Origin of the sequence: Bradyrhizobium sp. S3.12.5 (assembly GCF_040548225.1) — a bacterium.
GTDB classification, from domain to species: Bacteria; Pseudomonadota; Alphaproteobacteria; order Rhizobiales; family Xanthobacteraceae; genus Bradyrhizobium; species Bradyrhizobium cytisi.
The window spans coordinates 222,140-240,032 of record NZ_JBEPRF010000014.1; the positions used below are offsets into that span (position 1 = coordinate 222,140).

The following is a 17,893-nucleotide window of genomic DNA, read 5'->3' on the forward strand; positions in this document are numbered from 1 at the left end:
TCATCAGATGACAAAGCCGATTTACACGACGAACTGCTTCAATACTTTCATCCGGGTCGCCGAAGACTGCCCGGCGCATACCGGCGAAGATCCGCCGCCGCGCGCCGGAAAGCCGACCGTGGCGAACCTGCAGTACGCGATGATCGCGACGGAGCCCTACAAATACACGTCGGACGACGTGATCTTCGCGACGTCTGCGGCTGGTCGGGAACTGGGTGCGAAGGCGACGAAGCAGGAGCGCACCCTCGCCCGCAAGGCGTTCTTCTCCAAAGGCCAAGCTTGCATGCGTGCGTCCGGCCTCGGCAAGCGCTTTGGCTGGGGCGTTCATGCCGATAGCGAGGGCCGCATCGCGATCTACGCTATCGACAGCAAACGCTACCAGGCACTCGCGCGCGATCTCAAGCTCACGCAGGTCCGCGCGATGCGGTCGAAGCGGGCGTGATCAGAATTTCGGCGCTCTCTTCTCCGCGAATGCCTTGATGCCTTCCTTGATCTCGTCGCCGCGCATGCTGTCGCGGTGGCGCTGGTCGGCGGCTTGCTCATCCAGCTCGCCGCGGACGAATTCGTTGATTGCGCGTTTCATGCCGCGCATCGCGTTTGGGGCATTGCCGGCGAGAATATTGGCGAGCTTGTCGACTTCCTCGTCGAGTGTTTCCACCGGAACCATGGCGGTGAGATAGCCGATCCGAAGCATCTCCGGAGCACTGATCTTCTGCGCAGTGAGAAACAGCCTCTTGGCGTTGTCGACGCCGAGCCGCGTCACGTAGCGTTTGATGCCGCTGCCGTAGTAGTGCAGTCCGAGCCGCGCCGCCGGCATGAACATCTCGGCTGTGTCGACGCCGATACGGAAATCGCAGGCCAGCGCGAGGTCGGTCGAGCCGCCATAGACGCCGCCATTGAGACGGCAGATCGTCGGCACGCCGAGATCCTCCAGGCGGTTGACCACGACTTCGAAGGCCGAGCCGGCGCTCTGCTGCTCGTTGGCGCTCGCTGCCCGCTCCGCGACCGAATTGAGGTCATAGCCGGCCGAGAAGGCGCGTCCCGTGCCGGTCAGGACCAGCACGCGGATATCAGGATCGGCCTCGACCCGGTCGAACAGCTTTGTCAGCTCGCCGAGATCTTCCGCCTGGAGCCGGTTGAGATGCTTCGGCCGGTTCAAGCGGATGGTGGCGCGCGCACCATCGATTTCGAGCACGGGGCCACTGGCCGCGTCGGCTGTGTCCGACATTCTTGTCTCCATTTACGTGTTTTCGAGCGTGCGGCGCTTCGCTTCGGCGTCGATAGTCTCGGCGAGGTCTGGGTGCCGCGCCATCAGCACGCGGAAGTCGACGAGGTCGAGCACCAGCAGCCGCGACACTTTCGTGGTCGAGACATTGGCGCCGCGCATGTTGTTGCCCAGCAGTGCCATCTCGCCGAAGAAGGCGCCTTCGCCGAGCTGCACCTTCTTGCCGGGGAGGTCGACCTCGACCGCGCCGGCGGCGATAAAATACATGCAGTCGCCCTGCGCACCCTTGCGGATGATCATGGTGCGCGCCGGCAGCTCCATGGTGCGCAGCATGTGGGTGACGTCGGCGATGGCCGCGGGCCCCAGCGCCGCGAAGAACGGTACCTTGCTGACGGATTCCCAGGTCTTGAGGAAGTTGTCACGCCGCGTTTCCGCCGCGAACCCGGTCGCCAGAATACCGGTCCAGAGGCCGAACACGCCGAGGCCGGAGATCATCACCAGCGCCGCGACCATGCGGCCGAGCGGCGTGACCGGCACGACATCGCCATAACCTGTCGTGGTCAGCGTGACGACCGCCCACCACAGCGCGGCAGGGACGCTGCCAAATGTCTGCGGCTGCACGTCCCGCTCCAGGAAATATTCGGCGACCGAGGCCAGGAAGACCACCATCAGGAAGATCACCAGCACGCTGATCAGCGGGCCCGATTCCAGCACCAGCACGCGGCGGAGCTGGCGCAGGCCGGGAATGCCCGGCACCACCTTCAGGACCCAGAGCACGCTCAGCAGCCAAGCTGTCTTGGGCTCGGCGCCGAGGACCAGCGCGACCGGCACGGCCAGCGCCCCCAGGGCGTCGACCAGCCCGGCGGAGGAGGACATGTAGAGGCCCAGCCGCCCCTGCCGCGCCATGTGGCGCAGCCGGACCAGCCATTCGAACACGAAATAGGCGAGACAAGCCCACAGCAGGAAATCGACCCAGCGGTGCGCCGTCTCATAGGCCGGATCGAGCGTCAGCAGCACCATGCTGACCACGCCGATCGTCACGGCCACATAGGCCGCCTTGGTCATGTTGCGGCCGGCGGTCGCGGCCACGAACTGGGCCAGAGCAGGAAACATCGGCTTGGACATGCGGAATGGCGGCTCGATCTTGGTGCTGACGGTCCCGGGCCGGGACTTGAGCTGGGACTTGGGCGCCAAAGTGCCCGCCCGCACCGGAGCCGTCAACGACGGGGCGGGCAGCCGCACCATCCGCCCGATCAGGGCGCGGATGCCTCGTCCAATGGCTGGGAAGGTGCCGGGCCTGCTGGCTATTTGAAATGCGGAGGCTCGTCGTAACCGCGGCGGCTGCTCAGGAACAGCAGCATCATCAGGCCGACGCCGACGACCACGGAGAACCCCGCTCCTAGCGCCAGTGCCACATAACCTTCCGTCGGGATCGGACCGCCTCCGACCGACATGGCCGAGTAGGCGAAATAACCAACCGCAACCAGCATTCCCAGCAAGATGATGAGAAGGAGTAGACGTATGGTGCGTTCTCCGGTTGTGCTGGAAGCCAACGGTTGCGGTGGGGAAACGGTTCCACGGGCTGCAGGCAGCGATTCGCCAAAAGGAGATGGGCGCCTGCCATCCAGGCGCGAATCGATAGGTCAGGCGCTCTGAGCTGTCTTCACCACCACAACGTTGCTGTCTTCGGGCGGGGGGAGCGCGGCGGGGGCGGCGATCTTCTCGAGCTCGCTGGCATGGCGCTTCAGGTAGTCGCGGCGCATCCCGATCTCGTCGCGGACGAATTCGTAGCCGAGCTTGAAGGTATCGAGCCCGTCGGTACTGATCGTGCCGTCGCGCAAGCCGATCACCGCGCCGCGCAAGATGCCCTCGAGCTCGTCCTGGAGACATTCGAGCTGATCCAGCGAATGGGCGTGCTCGATCCGCTCCCCGATATCGAGGATCGCGGTAGAGAGCTCGCTCGCCTTCTCTGGCGCGACGCGGGTGATCTTGGCGTAGATCGCGGCGAAGATCGAGCCGATGACGCTGAGCGCGGCGGCGCCCAGGTACATCACGTCGCTGTACTTATCCATGAACGACTTGGTGTCGTCGTTGATGTAATCGGCGGCGCCCTGATGCGCCATCACGAAGGCATCTTTCTCGACTGAGGCCGGCTCGATATGGGTGGCAAAGCCGTTGTCGAGCCCGAGCGCGGACTTGTTCTCGTAGACGATGCGCGCGATGTCTCCAGCCGTGGTCGGCGAAATCTTGGACTGCGCGACCAGCAGCCATTCGAGGCCGATCGTGTCGAGATCGTCGTCGGGAATCTCGGGCGAGGCGGACAGCGTGCCGGCTGTCAGCGTCTCGTCGGAAATGCCGGGGAATTTACGCGCCAGCGCCTTGGCTTCGTCGATGGCATTGAGCGTGAAGCCGCCGCGCCTGGCGACCTGCTCATAAGCCTTGTCGCGCACGGCCTTGGAGGCGTGGACGACAGCAATCACCGCACCAAAGCCGCTGGCCGGCGCGAACAGCTTGTCCAGCGTCGCGCCCTGCGGCGCCATCTGGATCTTCGCGGCGTCGGGGCTGTCGGCGGGAATATCGAGGATGCTGCGGACGAAGGCGAGGGACGAATCATTCTCGGCGAGAACGGCGACCTTCTTCTTCTTGAGCTCGGCGAGCGACTTGATCTTCTTGTTGCCGGGGCCGAGCAGCAGCACGAGATCGTGCTCAAGGATCGCGAGCGTGCGCGCCCGCAGCGGCACCTTGGCGTCGGTGCGCAGGACGGCAAGATCGGCCTGCCTGCGATCGAACTGCGCGAGCGCCTTGGCGTTGTCGGCGTTGTTGACGATCTTGATCCGGAAGCGCGAGGCGCTGTTCTTCAGCAGTGTGGCGAGCTTGGTCGCGAACATTGCTTCGTCGCTGTTGGGAGCGCCGACGGCAAAAGTCAGCGTCTCCGAATTGTGCCACCAGACGCGCCCGGCCCAGACGGTGGCAAGCGACAGCAGCAGGGTCAGCACGACATACAGCAGGACCTGCTGCTGATTGGTCTTGATCACCTTGGGACGCCGTGGCGGCGGGAGCTCGGTTGACGAGGTCGGGCCTTCAGCACTCATGGCAGCACTCTGGCCTCGTTCCCGAAATGGCGGGCGGCACGGCCATCGCCGGCGGCACGCTCAAAAATTCGTAAGCGCCTGAAAAAAGAACGATAATCCTCTACCTGAGGATGATAGCGCTCCAGCGAGAGAATGCAAATTCCGCGCCGAAGGTAACCTTACTCAACCGATCCACGTCGTTTGGTTATGCTATCACCGTTTAGCCACAGTTGGCGATTTTCCAATTCCCCCGGCTGCATTCCGTCGCGGGAGATGTCATAAATCAGGGGTCCCGATGTTCTGACGGGTCCAAGAAGAAGTTGCGCTGAACGCTCCATTTTTTCCTTTTAGGTCAACGAGGGCGTCAGCTTTGTCGTTTCCACCTCTGTCATCGGCGGTTCCGGTCGAAGCGCTCATTGGCTGGATGTTGCTGCTTACCTTCAAGCACATCATCGCCGATTTCGTGCTGCAGACCGCCTGGATGGCGCAAGGCAAGGACCAGAAGCACGGCTGGGCTTTGCCGCTTCTGGTGCATTGCCTGATTCACTTTGCGGTTGCGCTGCCGCTGATCCTGATCGTGGCGCCGAAATTCTGGTTCGTGGCGCTGATCGACTTCGTCATTCACATCACGATCGACCGCGCCAAGGGATGGGTTTCGGCCAATTTCCGCGTCAACCAGGAGCACCCCTGGTTCTGGACCCTGATCGGCGTCGACCAGGCGCTGCACCATCTGACCGGCTTCGGCCTCTCCATCTTCATGGCGGCGAACTGACTGCTGGCACTGTCGTTCCCGGGCCCGCGACGCGGTACGCAACAAGTCTCGACCGGTTGATTCGTGGCCCACGCGCAAGCACCCCGGGTGACTACCGCTCGGGGTGGTTAACCTTTCATTAGAGAATTGCGCTGCATCTTCCCTACACGAGGGAGAACTGCAATGTTTTCAAGCCGCGACGCTTATGAAAGCGATTTCTGCCCGGTTCGCGACGAGCTCCTTGGCGAGATGTACCGCGCCAGCGAGAGTGGCCTGCCGAGGCTGGTTGAGAGTGTTTCCCCTGACGCGCGCGCCAGGCTGGCGCTGTTCTGCTATCGCCGCAGCCATCTTCATTCGCTGGCCGTCGCGATCGCAGCCAGCTGCAGCGAGCGCGACCTGATCGAGAACGGCGGCCGCGTCGGCTCGACGCTCTACGCGCTGTCGCGCCAGGGCTCGGCCAAATCGTCCCCGTCGGTGTCGGGTGGCCGCAAGCCGATCACGCTGTCGACCAAGCCGCTCTCGGTGCTCGCACCGCTGGACGACGAGATCGACGACGAGATCAGCGAAGCCGTCCCGGCTTAAGCGGTCTCGATCACAGGCAGTCCGAACTTCCGCCGTGCCATCGCGCATTCGGCGTCGCCCGGCATGCAGGTGCGGCACACCTCCGGCCGCACCGCATAGATGCCGCACGTGGTCGCCTTGCCGATCTCGCCCTGCAACGCTGAACAGCGATCGCCCTCGCAGCGCATGCCGGATTGTCGCGCGTTGACGAGCGTCTCCGGGATCAACGCAAGCTCCTCGTCGCTCTCGATCGAGAAGCGCGGCCAGTTTTGCGAATAGCCGCAGCAGGCGCCGCAGCTCTGGCAACGGCTCGACAGATCGGTCTCTTCCATCAGCGTCATGTGTCCTTGTCAGGTATCCTTGGGCGGACCCCAGACCAGGCTCTGCCGCCATTTTGCGCGCAGCACGTCGCGCCGCTCCGGATATCTTTCGTCGAGATAGGTCGCATCTACCACGCGGTCGGTGCGGAAGCTGCGAAAATCGCTACGCAGCTCGCACCAGGCCGCGAGCAGGCGCACGGCTTCGAGATAGCCGACCGAGATCGGCCAGATCATGCGCTCGCTGGGGCGGCCCTGCTCGTCGCGGTAACGCAGCATGATCTTCTTGCCCTCGTGAATCTGGGTGCGCGTGCGCGCCATGTCCAGGCGATCCGGCTCCCTGTTCCAGCTCGGCCGCGCGCGGCTAGCAGGCTCCAGCACGAAGGGACGCAGGCGTTCAGGCACGGTGTCGGCGATCTTGGCCATCAGATCTTCGGCCGCGCGCGCCAGCGTGGAGTCGGCATGGCCCGCGACCCATTGTGCGCCCAGCACCGCCGCCTCGATCTCGTCGGGTGTCAGCATCAAGGGTGGCAGGTCAAAACCCTTCTCGAGAATGTAGCCCATGCCGGCTTCGCCACGGATCGGCACGCGCTGGCCCATCAGCGTTGCGATGTCGCGATAGATCGTTCGCTTCGACGTCTCGAGCTCGGCCGCAATCGCGTCCGCCGTCAGCGGCTTACGGGTACGCCTCAGTACCTGGATGATCTGAAACAGCCGGTCGGCGCGTCTCATGACGATTCTCTCATCGGGGGCGGATCAGAAAACGGCGCGTGGCTGCTGACAGGATGTTGGCAGCAGGGGAGTTCTATACCGGGACAACACATCGACTGAAGAGGATTTGTCCATGATCATTCCAACCCATCTCGGTCCGGCCGGACCGCTGTGGCGGAGCCAGGCCTCGTTGCTAGCCTCGCTGCAGACCTGGGTCTTCGGCCGCCTCGCACCTTTCGATCTCACCATCGTCGATCTCCGCGTTGCGCTCGTGACCATGCTGACACGCTCGCTGGTCCAGGCCGCGGACGCGCTGGTCCGCCATGTGATGGGCCGTGCCTGGCGGGGGGCCCGTTTCGCAGAAGATATCACGGCTGCTGCCACCATGGTGGCAGCAGCCCGGCGCTAGGTTCCATCAACTCTTTCGGCAGGTTCAGGAGAGCTCCAATGATCACGCTTTACGGCTTTGGCACCGGCTTCGGCCTGCCGGAAATCAGCCCTTTCGTCACCAAGACGGAGGTGCAGCTCAAGATGGCGGGACTGCCCTACCGGAAGGAGCGCGCGATGCCGCCGGCGTCGCCGAAGGGGCAGCTTCCTTTCATTGATGACGGCGGCGAGGCCGTGGCCGATTCCACCTTCATCCGCGCCCATATCGAGCGCCGCTACGGCTTCGACTTCGACGCCGGTCTTTCCCTGCACGAACGCGCCCAGGCCTGGGCGTTCGAGCGCATGATCGAGCACCACGTCTATTGGTCGCTGGTCGGCGCGCGCTGGGTCGATGCTGCCAATTTCGCCAAGGGCCCTGCGCATTTCTTCGACGGGGCGCCCGAGCACAGCCGCGAGAAGCTGCGCGAGGACGCGCAATTCCGCGTCGCCGAGAATTACCTGCTCTCCGGCCTCGGTCGTCACGCTCCCGATGACGATGTCGAGCTCGCGGTTCGCTCGCTGTTCGCACTATCGGTGCAGCTCGGCGACAAATCCTATCTGATGGGCAACAAGCCCAGCGGGGTCGACGCGACCGCGTTCGGCGCGCTTGCGGGCATCTTGACGCCGTTCTTCGAATCCCGTCTGCGCGAGCGCGCGGAAGGATTTCCGAACCTGACCGCTTATGTCGACCGGATGATGGACACCTACTATCCGGAGTTCGCCTGGACGCCGCTGCGACAGGCGGCCTGATGCAATTGCGCGCGTAGTGTAAAAGAAAAGAGCCGGCCCATCGGGCCGGCTCTCGTCGTCCTGGAAACCTGTCGCCGCTTACTTCGCGAGCGTGTATTTGCCGTCCTTGACCGTGAGCAGGATGCGCGAGCGGTCGTCGAGGCCGTAGCGATCCTTCTCGGTGAAATTGTAGACGCCCTGGCTCGCCGCGATTTCCCGCTCCGACAGCAGCGCCTGACGGATCGCCTCGCGGAATTCCGGCGTGCCCGGCTTGGCCGTCTTCAGCGCAACCGGAATGACGCGCTTCAGGATCTCGAAGGCGTCGTAGGAATGGCCGGCGAACTGGCTGCGGCTGTTCGGGCCGTATTTGCCCTCGTAAGCCCTGTTGAGCGCGAGGCCCGGCTTCTTGGTCGCTGCCTCGTCCGGCTGGTCCTCGGGATCCATTACCGGGCCCGATGCCATCAGCACGCCCTCTGCCGCCTTGCCGGCGATGCGGATGAAATCCATGCTGGCGGCGCCATGGGTCTGGTAGATCAGGCCCTGATAGCCGCGCTCGCGCAGTTCGGTTTGCGGCAGTGCTGCCGCTGTGCCGGAGGCGCCGATCAGGATCGCACCGGGATTGGCGGCGACGAGCTTCAGCACCTGCCCGGTCACGGACGTGTCGGGACGGGCAAACCGCTCCTCGTCGGCCAAGGTCATGCCCATTGACACGCCTTGGGCCTTGAAGTCGTTGAACCAGAGGTCGCCGTAGCTGTCGGAATAGCCGATATAGCCGACCGTCTTCACGTTGTGAGACTTCATGTGCTCGTACAGCACCTTGCCCATGATCGGAATCGGCTGCGGCATGGCCACCGACCACTTCATGCGTTCCGGCGTGATCGGGAACGGCGCGAGGCCGAAATGCGGAATGCCGGCCTCGTTGGCGACGTTGGAGACCGCGATCGTCGGCGGCGTCAGCGCCGAGCCCATGATGATGTCGGCCTTGGATTCGGTGACGAAGCGGCGGGCGTTGGTGGTGGCGGTGGTCGGATCGCCGCCGTCGTCGAGCACGATCACCTTCAGCGGCACGCCGCCGATCTCCTTCGGCACGAATTCCAGCGCGTTACGCTCGGGAATGCCGAGCGCTGCGCCCGGGCCGGTCGTGGTGGTGGTGATGCCGATGGTGATTTCGTTGGCCTGGGCCAACGCCGGCAGGGCCGGCAGCGCCAGCGCGACTGCGGCGATGGCGGCGGTCAGGTAAAAGCGTTTCATCTATTCCTCCCTTTTCGTGTTTCTTTGAAAGCAGAAATTCGGGGCCATTTCAGCCCCGTCTTTTGGTGATGCGCGATTAGCTCCGGATCTCGCTCCCTGTGAATTTCGCTACCATTTCCGACGGAAACGGTGCCGATTTCAGCTTGTCGGGGTTAACGGGATCGCGGCCGACCAGGACGCGGGTCTCAAAACCTTCGATTGCAAGTGCCTCGCCCTTGTAGACGTTGTGCTTCACCTCGAAGCTCGAGCGCTTGATGCTCTCGATTCTAGTCTCGATGGTGATCCAGTCGCCATAGGTCGAGGGGATGTAGAACCTGGACCGCGTGTCGACCATGGGGATGCCCACCAGGCCGTATTTGCGGACCAGATCCTGCTTGGAGAACCCGGCGACCTCGAACAAGGTCGACGTCGAATCGTCGAACATCGCGAAATAGCGCGGGTAGTAGACGATGTTGGCGGGGTCGCAGTCGCCCCACTGGATCTGGACCTCGCGCCGGTTCACGAACATGCGATTCTCTTACTTCGGCGCCATGCGCAGGGAGCCGTCGAGCCGCACCACCTCGCCGTTCAGATAGGAGTTCTCGACCATGTGCAGCGCGAGCGCGGCGAATTCGTCGGCGTGGCCGAGCCGGCGCGGGAAGGGGATCGCGGCGGCGAGCGAGTCCTGGGCTTCCTGCGGCAGATTGGCCAGCAGCGGCGTAAGGAACAGGCCCGGCGCGATCGTCAGCACGCGAACGCCGAACTGGGCCAGCTCGCGCGCGATCGGCAGCGTCATGCCGACGATGCCGCCCTTGGAGGCCGAATAAGCCGACTGGCCGATCTGGCCGTCATAGGCGGCGACCGAGGCGGTGTTGATGATGACGCCGCGCTCGCCGCTCGCCTGCGGCTCGAGCTTGGACATCTCGGTCGCGGCAAGCCGCAGCATGTTGAAAGTGCCGATCAGATTGACCTTGATAACCTTGTCGAAATCGGCGAGCGCCATCGGACCGTCACGGCCGACGACGCGCTTCGCAACGCCGATGCCGGCGCAGTTGACCAGCACGCGGGCCGGGCCATGGGCCTTGGTCGCCTGGGCGATCGCGGCTTCAGCGGAGGCGGCATCGGAGACGTCGCAGGTCACGGCCACGCCCTTGATCTCGGCGGCAACGGTCTCCGCGAGCTTGGTATTGAGATCGCACACTGCGACCCTGGCGCCCTGTGCCGCCAGCTTTCGCGCGGTGGCGGCGCCCAGTCCCGATGCACCGCCGGTGACGATGGCTGCCTGATCCTTCAACAACATGGCGTTCTCCCTTGGCGATGATTTCTTAAGCGACCGATATCACACGGTCCGATGGATTGGCAGCGTAGAGCTCCTCGATCAGCGCGCCGCGATGCTCGATCACCGCGCGCTGGTTGATCGAGCCCTTGTCGGTGACCTCGCCCTTGTCGATCGACAGCGGCACGTCCAGCAGGATCGCACGCGTGATCCGCGTCGAGGAGCCGGTGGCCGAAGAGAGAAAGCCGGTCAAGCGCTCACGGAGGGCTTCGCGCACCAGCCGGTCCCCGGCGGTGGCGGCGAGATTGTCGGCCGGCAGCGCGGGGTTGATCAGGCGGCAACCGTCGAGATCGAGCAGCACCAGCGCGGAAACCTCATCGCGGTTGATGCCGGCGATGACGACGTCGCGCACCAGCGGCGCGCAGGCCGCGACGAAGCGCGCACGTAGTGGACCGACGCTGACCCAGGTGCCGCTTGCGAGCTTGAAATCCTCGCTGACGCGGCCGTCGAAATCGAAGCCGGCGTTGAGATCATCGGGATCGGCAGGCTTGAGCGCATCGCCCATCTTGTAAAATCCTTCCTCGTCGAAGGATTTTGCGGTGATATCGGGCTGGCGCCAGTAGCCGGGCATCACGTTCGGGCCCTTGGCACGAACTTCCATCTTGCCGTTGTTCGGCACCAGCTTGGCGTCGTTGCCCGACACGGGAAGGCCGACATGGCCGGAGCGGCTGGTGCGCGGATTGACCGACATGAAGAACGGCGCGGTCTCGGTTGCGCCGAGGCCGGTCAGCATCGGGACGCGATAGCCTTTTTCTTTCACCGCGAGCTCGTCGAGGCTGTTCCAGACGAAGGGCGACAGCGCCGCGCCCGAGAAGAACATCGCGTGCAGCCGGTCGAAGAACTTTGCACGAAGACCCTGGTCGTCGCGCAAGTAAGGCAGCAACGACTCGTAACCCTTGGGCACGTTGAAATAGACCGTTGGCGAAATCTCCTGGAGATTGCGCACGGTCTCCTCGATGCCGCCCGGGATCGGCTTGCCGGCGTCGAGATACATCGAGCCGCCGTTATAGAGCGTCAGCCCGATATTGTGGTTGCCGCCAAAGGTATGATTCCAGGGCAGCCAGTCGATGATGACGGGCGGCTCGTCCTTGAGGAAGGCGAGCGTCTCGCGAAGCATCACCTGGTTGGCACAGATCATGCGCTGGGTGTTGATGACGGCCTTGGGATTGCCGGTCGAGCCCGACGTCAGCAGGAATTTCGCGATCGTGTCGGGACCGATCTTGCCATGCACCGCGTCGAGGTCGCTTCGGATCGGCGTTGCCATGAGATCGGCGAGCAAGGTGATGTCGCGGCCCGGCACATGGCCATAGGACGCGGCGATCTCGGTGCCGAGCGAGACGTTGGCGGCAAGCGCGTCCGCGAACTTGTCGGCGTCCTCGGCGAAGACCAGGCCGGGCGTCAGCAGCTTCATCAGATAAGAGAGCTTGCCGTAATCCTTTGAGACCAGCGAATAGGCCGGCGATACCGGACAGAACGGAATGCCCGCATAGAACGCGCCGAACGCCAGCAGCGCATGGTCGATCGAATTGCCGGAGAGGATGACGACCGGCCGCTCGGCCGACAGGCCGCGCTGGATCAGGCTTGATGCGATGTGCCGGCTCGCGGTGAGCAGCTCGGCATAGGTGATCTTGCGCCAGCCGCGGCCGCCTTCGCGCTCCGCCATGAACACGCGATCCGGCGTCGTCGTCGCCCAGTGATGCAGGCGCTCGGTGATGCGGACGGGGTAATCGCCGAGCGGCTGCTTCGGCCGCAAATAGATCGTGCCGTCGGCGCGACGCTCGATGTCGACGACGGGATCGCCGAACGAGATCGGCCGCAGCGGAGAATTGCTCGCGCCGCGCTCTGTGCTGGAAGAGGACGGCTGTGCACTCATGACTTCGGCTTTACCTTGGCGGTCTTGTGCTCGAGGAATTCGCGGATCCTGCGTTTTGCCTCTTTGTCGCTCTGCGCGACGGTGGCCATCAGCGATTCCATCAACAGGCCGGTCTGCGGATTGGCCTCCGCGATCATCGGCAGCGCCTGGAGCACGGCGAAATTCGTCAGCGGCGCGTTGGACGCGATCTTGGTCGCGAGCTCCAGCGCCTTGGTGAGGCCGTTACCTGCTTCGGTGACGTATTGCGCAAAGCCATAGGACGCGCCCTCGGTCGCGCTGTAGACGCGCCCGGTCAGCATCATGTCCATCATCCGCGCGACGCCGATCAGCCGCGGCAGCCGCACCGAGCCGCCGCCGCCGACGAAGATGCCGCGCTGTCCCTCGGGCAGCGCGAAATAGGCTGTGGGCTCGGCGACGCGGATGTGGGCGGAGCAGGCAAGCTCGAGCCCGCCGCCGATCACCGCGCCCTTCAGCGCCGCGATCACGGGCACGCGGCTGTACTGGATGCGGTCGAACACCCGGTGCCACATCTGCGAATGCAACAGGCCGCCCGTGGCGTCGTGATCTTGCAGCTCGGACAGGTCGAGGCCGGAAGAGAAATGGTCGCCGATGCCGTGGATGACGACAGCACCGATATCTTCGGGCAGGGACGCAAAGCACTCGCCGATTTCAAGGATGATGCCGTCATTGAGCGCATTGCGCTTGGCCGGCCGGTTCAGACCCACGGTCAGAACCCGGTCCACCCTCTCGATCCGAAGCAGGCCGGAGGCGCCCGCGTCAGCGGTCTCGGCGTTTCCCTGTGTCATTTGCGTCCTTGCCAGAATAGTTATGTTGTATAACGAATTTGGGAGGAGTCAAGAAGGGGACTGAGACCCGTTGGGTGCGAAAAGCGGCGCTCCACATTCGGTGTCGTCCCTGCGCAGGGCCGGGACGGCAGCAACGGGTGTTGTACACCCCAAGGCGAGGCTTACGCCTCCGCCAGCACCCGCGCGTTGGTGCGAATCGAGGCTTCGCTGACGCGAATGCCGAGGCCGGGGCCGTCGGGCACGACAACGTGACCTCCGCGATTGGCGACGCGCTCCTCGAGCACATCCTCGGTCAAAACATGATGCGGCATGTAGAACTCGCAGCCGAGCGAGATGCCCGGTGTTGCCGCGATCAGCTGCGTGCCGGCGGCAAGGCCTATGCCGCCCTCCCACAACGTGCCGCCATAGCCGGGCAGGCCGGCGATGTCGGCGATCGCCATGATCGCCTGCGCCTCGAACAGGCCGCCGGCCTTCATCAGCTTGATCGAGACGGCGTCGGCGGCCTCCTGGCGCACCACGTCCATCATGTCGCGGCGGTCGAAGCAGCTTTCGTCGGCGAGCACGGGCGTTTCCAGCGCCGCGGTGAGCTGCGCCATCATGTCGAGAAATTTGCGCGGCACCGGCTGCTCGATAAAGGTCGGCGCGAACGCCTCGACATCGCGCAGGATCTTGATGGCGCCGAACGGCGCCAGCGCCTGGTTGTAGTCGACCCGCAGATCGATGTTGTCGCCGAACTCCTTGCGGATCGCTTCGAGATGATCGAGGTCCTCGCGATGCGGTTTCACGCCGGTCTTGACCTTGTAGATGACATTGCCGTCGGGAACCATTCTTCGCATGCGCTCGAGATCAGCAGCGAAATCCGGATCGGCAATCGAGAAGGAGAGGGGAATCGTGTCGCGCACGCGGCCGCCGAGGAGGTCAGCAACGGAAAGCCCCGAGGATTTGCCGACGATGTCGAGCAGCGCCATCTCGATCGCGACCTTGGCCTCGGCGTGCCCGATCAGCGCGCGGTCGAGCTCGGCCATCAGCGCGCGGATGCGGCGGACCGGCTTGCCGAGCACGATCGGCCGCAGATAGATGTCGAGCGCGGAGAAGGCTGCTTCAGCCGTTCCCGTGAACACCTCCCACGGCGCCGCCTCGCCCCAGCCGATCACACCGTCGCTCGACGTCAGCTCGATCAGCACGCGCTTTACGGTGCCCTTGACATTGCCGACGCCCTGCAGGCGGGCCATCTTGATCGGGCTTTCGATCAGGAACAGCCTGAGACGTTCGACGGTCGCTTCGGTCATATCAGGCCTCCATTGACGTGCCAGATCTGGCCTGTGACGTAAGACGCTCCCGGTGACGCAAGGAAGGCGATGATCTCGGCGACCTCTTCCGGCCGCCCGCGCCGGCGCATCGGGATCAGCGCTTCGGTTGCGGCGATCTGCTCGGGCGACAGCCGGCTCTCGCTCGGCTTGTCCTTGACGATGAGGCCCGGCGAAACCGCATTCACAGTGATGCCGTCCTTGGCGAGCTCCATCGCGGTGAGCCGCACAAGCGCTTCAAGCGCGGCACGGCTCGCGGCGGTGGCGGCGAAGGGCGCGAATTCAGGCCGGATCGCGTGTGCGACGAACGAGGATACCGCGACGATCCGCGCATCCTGTCCGGCCCGCAGCAGCGGAAGCGCCGCCTCGACCATCCGCGTGAACGCCAGTGCGGATTCATCCATCGCCTGGCGAAACTGATCCGCCGGCGTGCCGATGGCGCTGCCACGACGGGCGTGGCCGCCGACCAGGATCAATCCGTCGAGCCGGCCGAAAGCGCGTTGTGTGGCGGCGAGTGCGTCGGTGACGGCTGCCTCCTCCGCGAGATCGCCGAGGCACTTTGCCACGACCGCACCCTTTGCCTCAGCTTCGGTTGCAGTGGCGTCGAGACCTTCTGCGTTCGAGCGCGTGTGGAGCAGAAGGGCGACCCCCGGCGCTCCGAGCAATTTTGCGGTGGCGCGACCGATGCCGCTGGCGGCACCGGTGACGAGATAGACGCGGTCGATATCGGGCATCACGGTGTCGCGTTGGCCGGCGGCAGCGCGCCGGTGCGGTGGAAATGGCTGAGGAAGGCGCGTGTCGCGGCTTCCTGTGGATTGTCGATCACCTGCCGCGCCGGGCCTTCCTCGACCACAACGCCATCGCGCATAAAGATCAGGCGGTCGGCGACCTCGCGGGCGAAGGCGATTTCATGGGTCACGATCACCATGGTCATGCCCTCGGAGGCCAGTTGCTGGATCACATTCAGCACCTCGCCGACGAGCTCGGGATCGAGCGCCGACGTCGCCTCGTCGAACAGCATGACATCAGGCTCCATCGCGAGCGCGCGTGCGATCGCGACGCGCTGCTTCTGGCCGCCGGAGAGCGTCGCCGGATATTGATCGGCCTTCTCCGCAAGTCCGACTTTCGCAAGTTGGGCACGTGCGAGCTTTTCGGCGTCCGCCTTGGCCATGCGACGCACCGTGACCGGTCCCTCCATCACGTTCTGCAACGTCGTCATGTGCGGGAACAGGTTGAAATGCTGGAACACCATGCCGGTGGTGGCGCGGAATCTTGCGAGTGTCCTCACGTCAGGGAGCTTGGAACCATCGCCGAACGCAAAGCGCGTGTCGCCGACGCGGACGCTGCCGCCGTCGGGCGCGACCAGCAGGTTGATGCAGCGGAGCAGCGTCGATTTGCCGGAGCCGGACGGCCCGATCAGCGCCACGACGCCGCCCTTGGCGACGTCGAGATTGATGTTCTTCAAGACCTCGTTGCTGCCGAAGCGCTTGCGCAAGGCTCGGATCTCGATCTTTGACATCTCGCTCATTCGCTGACCGCCAGTCGCTTCTCGCCACGCCTGGCGAGGATGGTCAGGGGGATCAGGATCGCCGCATAGGCGACCGCGACGGCGGTGTAGGTTTCGAGCGGCCGGTAGCTGTCATGTGCGGCGACCTGGCTTTGATAGACCAGATCAGGCACCGCGAGCACCGAGACCAGCGAAGTGTTCTTGAACTGGATGATCGACTGGTTCATCAGCGCCGGGATCATGCGCTTGATCGCCTGTGGCAGCACGATACGCCGCATGGACTGCCCCGGCGTCATGCCGAGCGCGGCCCCCGCTTCCGACTGGCCGCGGTCGATCGAGATGATGCCGCCGCGGATGATCTCCGAGTAGAACGAGCCGCCATAGAGCGAGAGCGCCAGCGCAGAGGCCGTGATCGGCGTCATCTCGACACCGGCCAGGATCGGCAGCGCGTAATAGAACCAGATCAGCTGCACCAGGATCGGCGTGCAGCGGAACGCCTCGATGAAGGTGAGGGCGGTCAGGCGCACGGTCTTGAAGCGCGACAGGCTGCCAAACGCTCCGAACAGGCCGAACACCAGGCCGAGCACGACAATGACCACCGTGAAGCCGACGGTGACGCCAAGCCCGTTGAGAAAGAGCCAGCGATAGCTCCAGAGGATGCCGAAGTCCCACTGATACATGCGTGCTTTCTTGCTTCACCTCTCCCGCTTGCGGGAGAGGTCGCGTCGCATCGAAGATGCGATGCGGGCTCTCTCCTCTTGGGGAGTCTTGCCAGCGGAGACACCCTCACCCCAGCCCTCTCCCGCAAGCGGGAGAGGGAGTGGAGCGGCGCGCGAGGATCGAGACTGCCCCAAGCTTGCGATACCTACAGCGAAACGCCCGGCGGAATGTCCGCCTCCGTCACGCCCACCAGCTCCATGTTAGTGATGATGGCGTTGCGGATGAAGCCGAGGCCCTTGTTGAAGTCGATCCAGGTGTTGACGTAGTCGCGGAAGGTCTTGTCGGTCTCGCGACGAAAGCCGGCGTTCGAGGTGGTGGCGAAGATCGGCGTCGGCAGCACGAACTGGCCGAGCGAGGGGTTCTTCTTCAGCACGGTCAGCGACAGCATGGTGATCAGGCACTGCGCGTCGACGCGGCCGGTCTGCAGCGCTGCGGTGGCGTCGTCGGCGGTCTTCAGCCGCGAGATCTGCGCCTTCGGCGTCAGGCGGCTGACGACCTGGTCGTGCGAGGAGCCCTGGTCGACCGCGATCTTGACGTCGGGCGAGTTCAGCTCGGCCCAGCTCTTCGGCTTGAAGTCCTTCTTGCAGAGGATGCCAAAGGCGTTGTTGAAGACCGGCACCGAGAAGTCGATCACCAGCGCGCGCTTCGGGGTCGGGTTCAGGCCAAAGAAGATGTCGATCTTGTTGGACTGGAGATCGAGCACCGAATTGCCCCAGGTGGTTTCGGTGATCTCGAGCTCGGCTTCCATGTCGTCGGCGAGCGCCTTGGCGATGTCGACGTAAAAACCCTTCCATTGGCCGCTGGCGAGATCCTTCATGTAATAGGGCGCGCCGCCGCCGACCGCGCCGATCCGCATCTTCTTGGTGCGGCGGATGCGGGCAAAGGTCGATTCGTTGGGATCGGCCGCCTGGGCCACAGCCGGAGAGGCCAGCGCGCTCGCGGTCACCGCGCCGATGGCGCCAAGTCCGACAATCGATGCAACATCACGACGTGTAACCATTGGGATCAATCGCTTTTCTGATCAGGTGGGGTTCCGGCAGCGTTCTTACCAAGGCGGCGGAGACTGCGAAAGCACAGCCTATCGGCTGGGCAGACCCGGAATTGCCCGGATGCTGGGCAAGATCAAGCTCGCCAAAGTGATACCCGCTTGCTTTCCCGACCTTTTGGCCCCAAATAGGGACCGGGAGATTGGCGGTGGACGAGCCACTCGCCAACCGGGTCAGGTCCGGAAGGAAGCAGCCCTAACGAGGTCCGGATCGGGTCGCTCGTCAGTCTCCTACCTGTTTTTTCGAGCGAATTGCGCCGGCGGGCTTCCCGCCTGCG

At 64.3% G+C, this 17,893-nt stretch carries 21 protein-coding genes and 1 other RNA gene; 6 read left to right on the forward strand and 16 right to left on the reverse strand.

All coding sequences use genetic code 11. The features are described 5' to 3' along the window. Positions 1 to 7 precede the first annotated feature (7 nt). Entirely contained in the window at positions 8 to 442 is a 435-nt protein-coding gene (locus tag ABIC09_RS22325) for a DUF6157 family protein (RefSeq protein ID WP_354084123.1), read from the forward strand. Here the strand turns inward: ABIC09_RS22325 and ABIC09_RS22330 are convergent, their stop codons facing one another. From ABIC09_RS22330 to ABIC09_RS22345, 4 genes are all read right to left on the reverse strand, one after another. Beyond that, complete coding sequence (locus ABIC09_RS22330) at positions 443 to 1,228, reverse strand: enoyl-CoA hydratase/isomerase family protein (RefSeq protein ID WP_354110557.1); 786 nt, start codon at positions 1,226 to 1,228, stop codon at positions 443 to 445. A gap of 12 nt (positions 1,229 to 1,240) precedes the next feature. After that, positions 1,241 to 2,350: a cyclic nucleotide-gated ion channel gene (locus ABIC09_RS22335; RefSeq protein ID WP_354110580.1), complete on the reverse strand. Its 1,110-nt coding sequence runs from the start codon at positions 2,348 to 2,350 to the stop codon at positions 1,241 to 1,243. A gap of 179 nt (positions 2,351 to 2,529) precedes the next feature. Further along, positions 2,530 to 2,748, reverse strand: coding sequence for a hypothetical protein (locus ABIC09_RS22340; RefSeq protein WP_354110581.1), 219 nt, complete (start codon positions 2,746 to 2,748; stop codon positions 2,530 to 2,532). Between the two features lie 120 nt (positions 2,749 to 2,868). Continuing rightward, positions 2,869 to 4,317 (reverse strand): TAXI family TRAP transporter solute-binding subunit, encoded by a 1,449-nt coding sequence (locus tag ABIC09_RS22345; protein ID WP_354110558.1) that lies wholly within the window; start codon positions 4,315 to 4,317, stop codon positions 2,869 to 2,871. 403 nt (positions 4,318 to 4,720) lie between these two features. Between ABIC09_RS22345 and ABIC09_RS22350 the strand changes: the two genes are divergently transcribed. After that, positions 4,721 to 5,068 carry a DUF3307 domain-containing protein gene (locus ABIC09_RS22350; protein WP_246229711.1) on the forward strand — a complete coding sequence of 116 codons (348 nt, stop codon included), beginning with the start codon at positions 4,721 to 4,723 and terminating at the stop codon, positions 5,066 to 5,068. A gap of 162 nt (positions 5,069 to 5,230) precedes the next feature. After that, a complete protein-coding gene (locus ABIC09_RS22355) occupies positions 5,231 to 5,629 on the forward strand; it encodes a hypothetical protein (RefSeq protein WP_187434681.1) in 399 nt (132 codons plus the stop codon). Here the strand turns inward: ABIC09_RS22355 and ABIC09_RS22360 are convergent. Then, positions 5,626 to 5,940: a YkgJ family cysteine cluster protein gene (locus tag ABIC09_RS22360; protein ID WP_354035846.1), complete on the reverse strand. Its 315-nt coding sequence runs from the start codon at positions 5,938 to 5,940 to the stop codon at positions 5,626 to 5,628. The two genes, ABIC09_RS22355 and ABIC09_RS22360, sit on opposite strands and share 4 nt — an antisense overlap. Before the next feature lie 18 nt (positions 5,941 to 5,958). Beyond that, a complete protein-coding gene (locus ABIC09_RS22365; protein WP_027530661.1) occupies positions 5,959 to 6,657 on the reverse strand; it encodes a helix-turn-helix transcriptional regulator in 699 nt (232 codons plus the stop codon). A gap of 112 nt (positions 6,658 to 6,769) precedes the next feature. Between ABIC09_RS22365 and ABIC09_RS22370 the strand changes: the two genes are divergently transcribed. Then, complete coding sequence (locus ABIC09_RS22370; protein ID WP_148749774.1) at positions 6,770 to 7,045, forward strand: hypothetical protein; 276 nt, start codon at positions 6,770 to 6,772, stop codon at positions 7,043 to 7,045. A 38-nt stretch (positions 7,046 to 7,083) separates the two neighbouring features. After that, the gene (locus ABIC09_RS22375; protein ID WP_334534680.1) at positions 7,084 to 7,812 is read left to right on the forward strand and encodes a glutathione S-transferase family protein; all 729 of its coding nucleotides are present in this window, start codon (positions 7,084 to 7,086) and stop codon (positions 7,810 to 7,812) included. A gap of 78 nt (positions 7,813 to 7,890) precedes the next feature. Here ABIC09_RS22375 and ABIC09_RS22380 read toward each other — a convergent pair whose 3' ends face one another. The 10 genes from ABIC09_RS22380 to ABIC09_RS22425 form a co-directional block, all read right to left on the reverse strand. Then, positions 7,891 to 9,042 (reverse strand): ABC transporter substrate-binding protein, encoded by a 1,152-nt coding sequence (locus ABIC09_RS22380; protein ID WP_354110559.1) that lies wholly within the window; start codon positions 9,040 to 9,042, stop codon positions 7,891 to 7,893. A 76-nt stretch (positions 9,043 to 9,118) separates the two neighbouring features. After that, positions 9,119 to 9,550, reverse strand: coding sequence for an acyl-CoA thioesterase (locus ABIC09_RS22385; RefSeq protein ID WP_354110560.1), 432 nt, complete (start codon positions 9,548 to 9,550; stop codon positions 9,119 to 9,121). A 9-nt stretch (positions 9,551 to 9,559) separates the two neighbouring features. Continuing rightward, the gene (locus ABIC09_RS22390; protein ID WP_354084120.1) at positions 9,560 to 10,321 is read right to left on the reverse strand and encodes an SDR family NAD(P)-dependent oxidoreductase; all 762 of its coding nucleotides are present in this window, start codon (positions 10,319 to 10,321) and stop codon (positions 9,560 to 9,562) included. 25 nt (positions 10,322 to 10,346) lie between these two features. Beyond that, positions 10,347 to 12,230 carry a feruloyl-CoA synthase gene (locus ABIC09_RS22395; protein ID WP_354110561.1) on the reverse strand — a complete coding sequence of 628 codons (1,884 nt, stop codon included), beginning with the start codon at positions 12,228 to 12,230 and terminating at the stop codon, positions 10,347 to 10,349. Further along, a complete protein-coding gene (locus ABIC09_RS22400; protein WP_148749780.1) occupies positions 12,227 to 13,036 on the reverse strand; it encodes a crotonase/enoyl-CoA hydratase family protein in 810 nt (269 codons plus the stop codon). The genes ABIC09_RS22395 and ABIC09_RS22400 overlap by 4 nt, the downstream gene beginning before the upstream one ends. 161 nt (positions 13,037 to 13,197) lie before the next feature. Further along, complete coding sequence (locus ABIC09_RS22405; RefSeq protein WP_354110562.1) at positions 13,198 to 14,325, reverse strand: muconate cycloisomerase family protein; 1,128 nt, start codon at positions 14,323 to 14,325, stop codon at positions 13,198 to 13,200. Then, the gene (locus ABIC09_RS22410; protein WP_354035738.1) at positions 14,322 to 15,077 is read right to left on the reverse strand and encodes an SDR family NAD(P)-dependent oxidoreductase; all 756 of its coding nucleotides are present in this window, start codon (positions 15,075 to 15,077) and stop codon (positions 14,322 to 14,324) included. Before ABIC09_RS22410 ends, ABIC09_RS22405 begins: the two co-directional genes overlap by 4 nt. After that, on the reverse strand, positions 15,077 to 15,871 hold the full coding sequence (locus ABIC09_RS22415) for an amino acid ABC transporter ATP-binding protein (protein ID WP_148749783.1): 795 nt from the start codon (positions 15,869 to 15,871) through the stop codon (positions 15,077 to 15,079). The genes ABIC09_RS22410 and ABIC09_RS22415 overlap by 1 nt, the downstream gene beginning before the upstream one ends. Then, entirely contained in the window at positions 15,868 to 16,530 is a 663-nt protein-coding gene (locus ABIC09_RS22420) for an amino acid ABC transporter permease (protein ID WP_148749784.1), read from the reverse strand. The genes ABIC09_RS22415 and ABIC09_RS22420 overlap by 4 nt, the downstream gene beginning before the upstream one ends. A gap of 185 nt (positions 16,531 to 16,715) precedes the next feature. Then, the gene (locus tag ABIC09_RS22425; RefSeq protein ID WP_354110563.1) at positions 16,716 to 17,570 is read right to left on the reverse strand and encodes a transporter substrate-binding domain-containing protein; all 855 of its coding nucleotides are present in this window, start codon (positions 17,568 to 17,570) and stop codon (positions 16,716 to 16,718) included. Between the two features lie 183 nt (positions 17,571 to 17,753). On the opposite strand from ABIC09_RS22425, the gene ffs reads away from it, so the two are divergent. Then, an RNA gene (gene ffs / locus ABIC09_RS22430) (signal recognition particle sRNA small type) lies at positions 17,754 to 17,850 on the forward strand. Positions 17,851 to 17,893 lie beyond the last annotated feature (43 nt).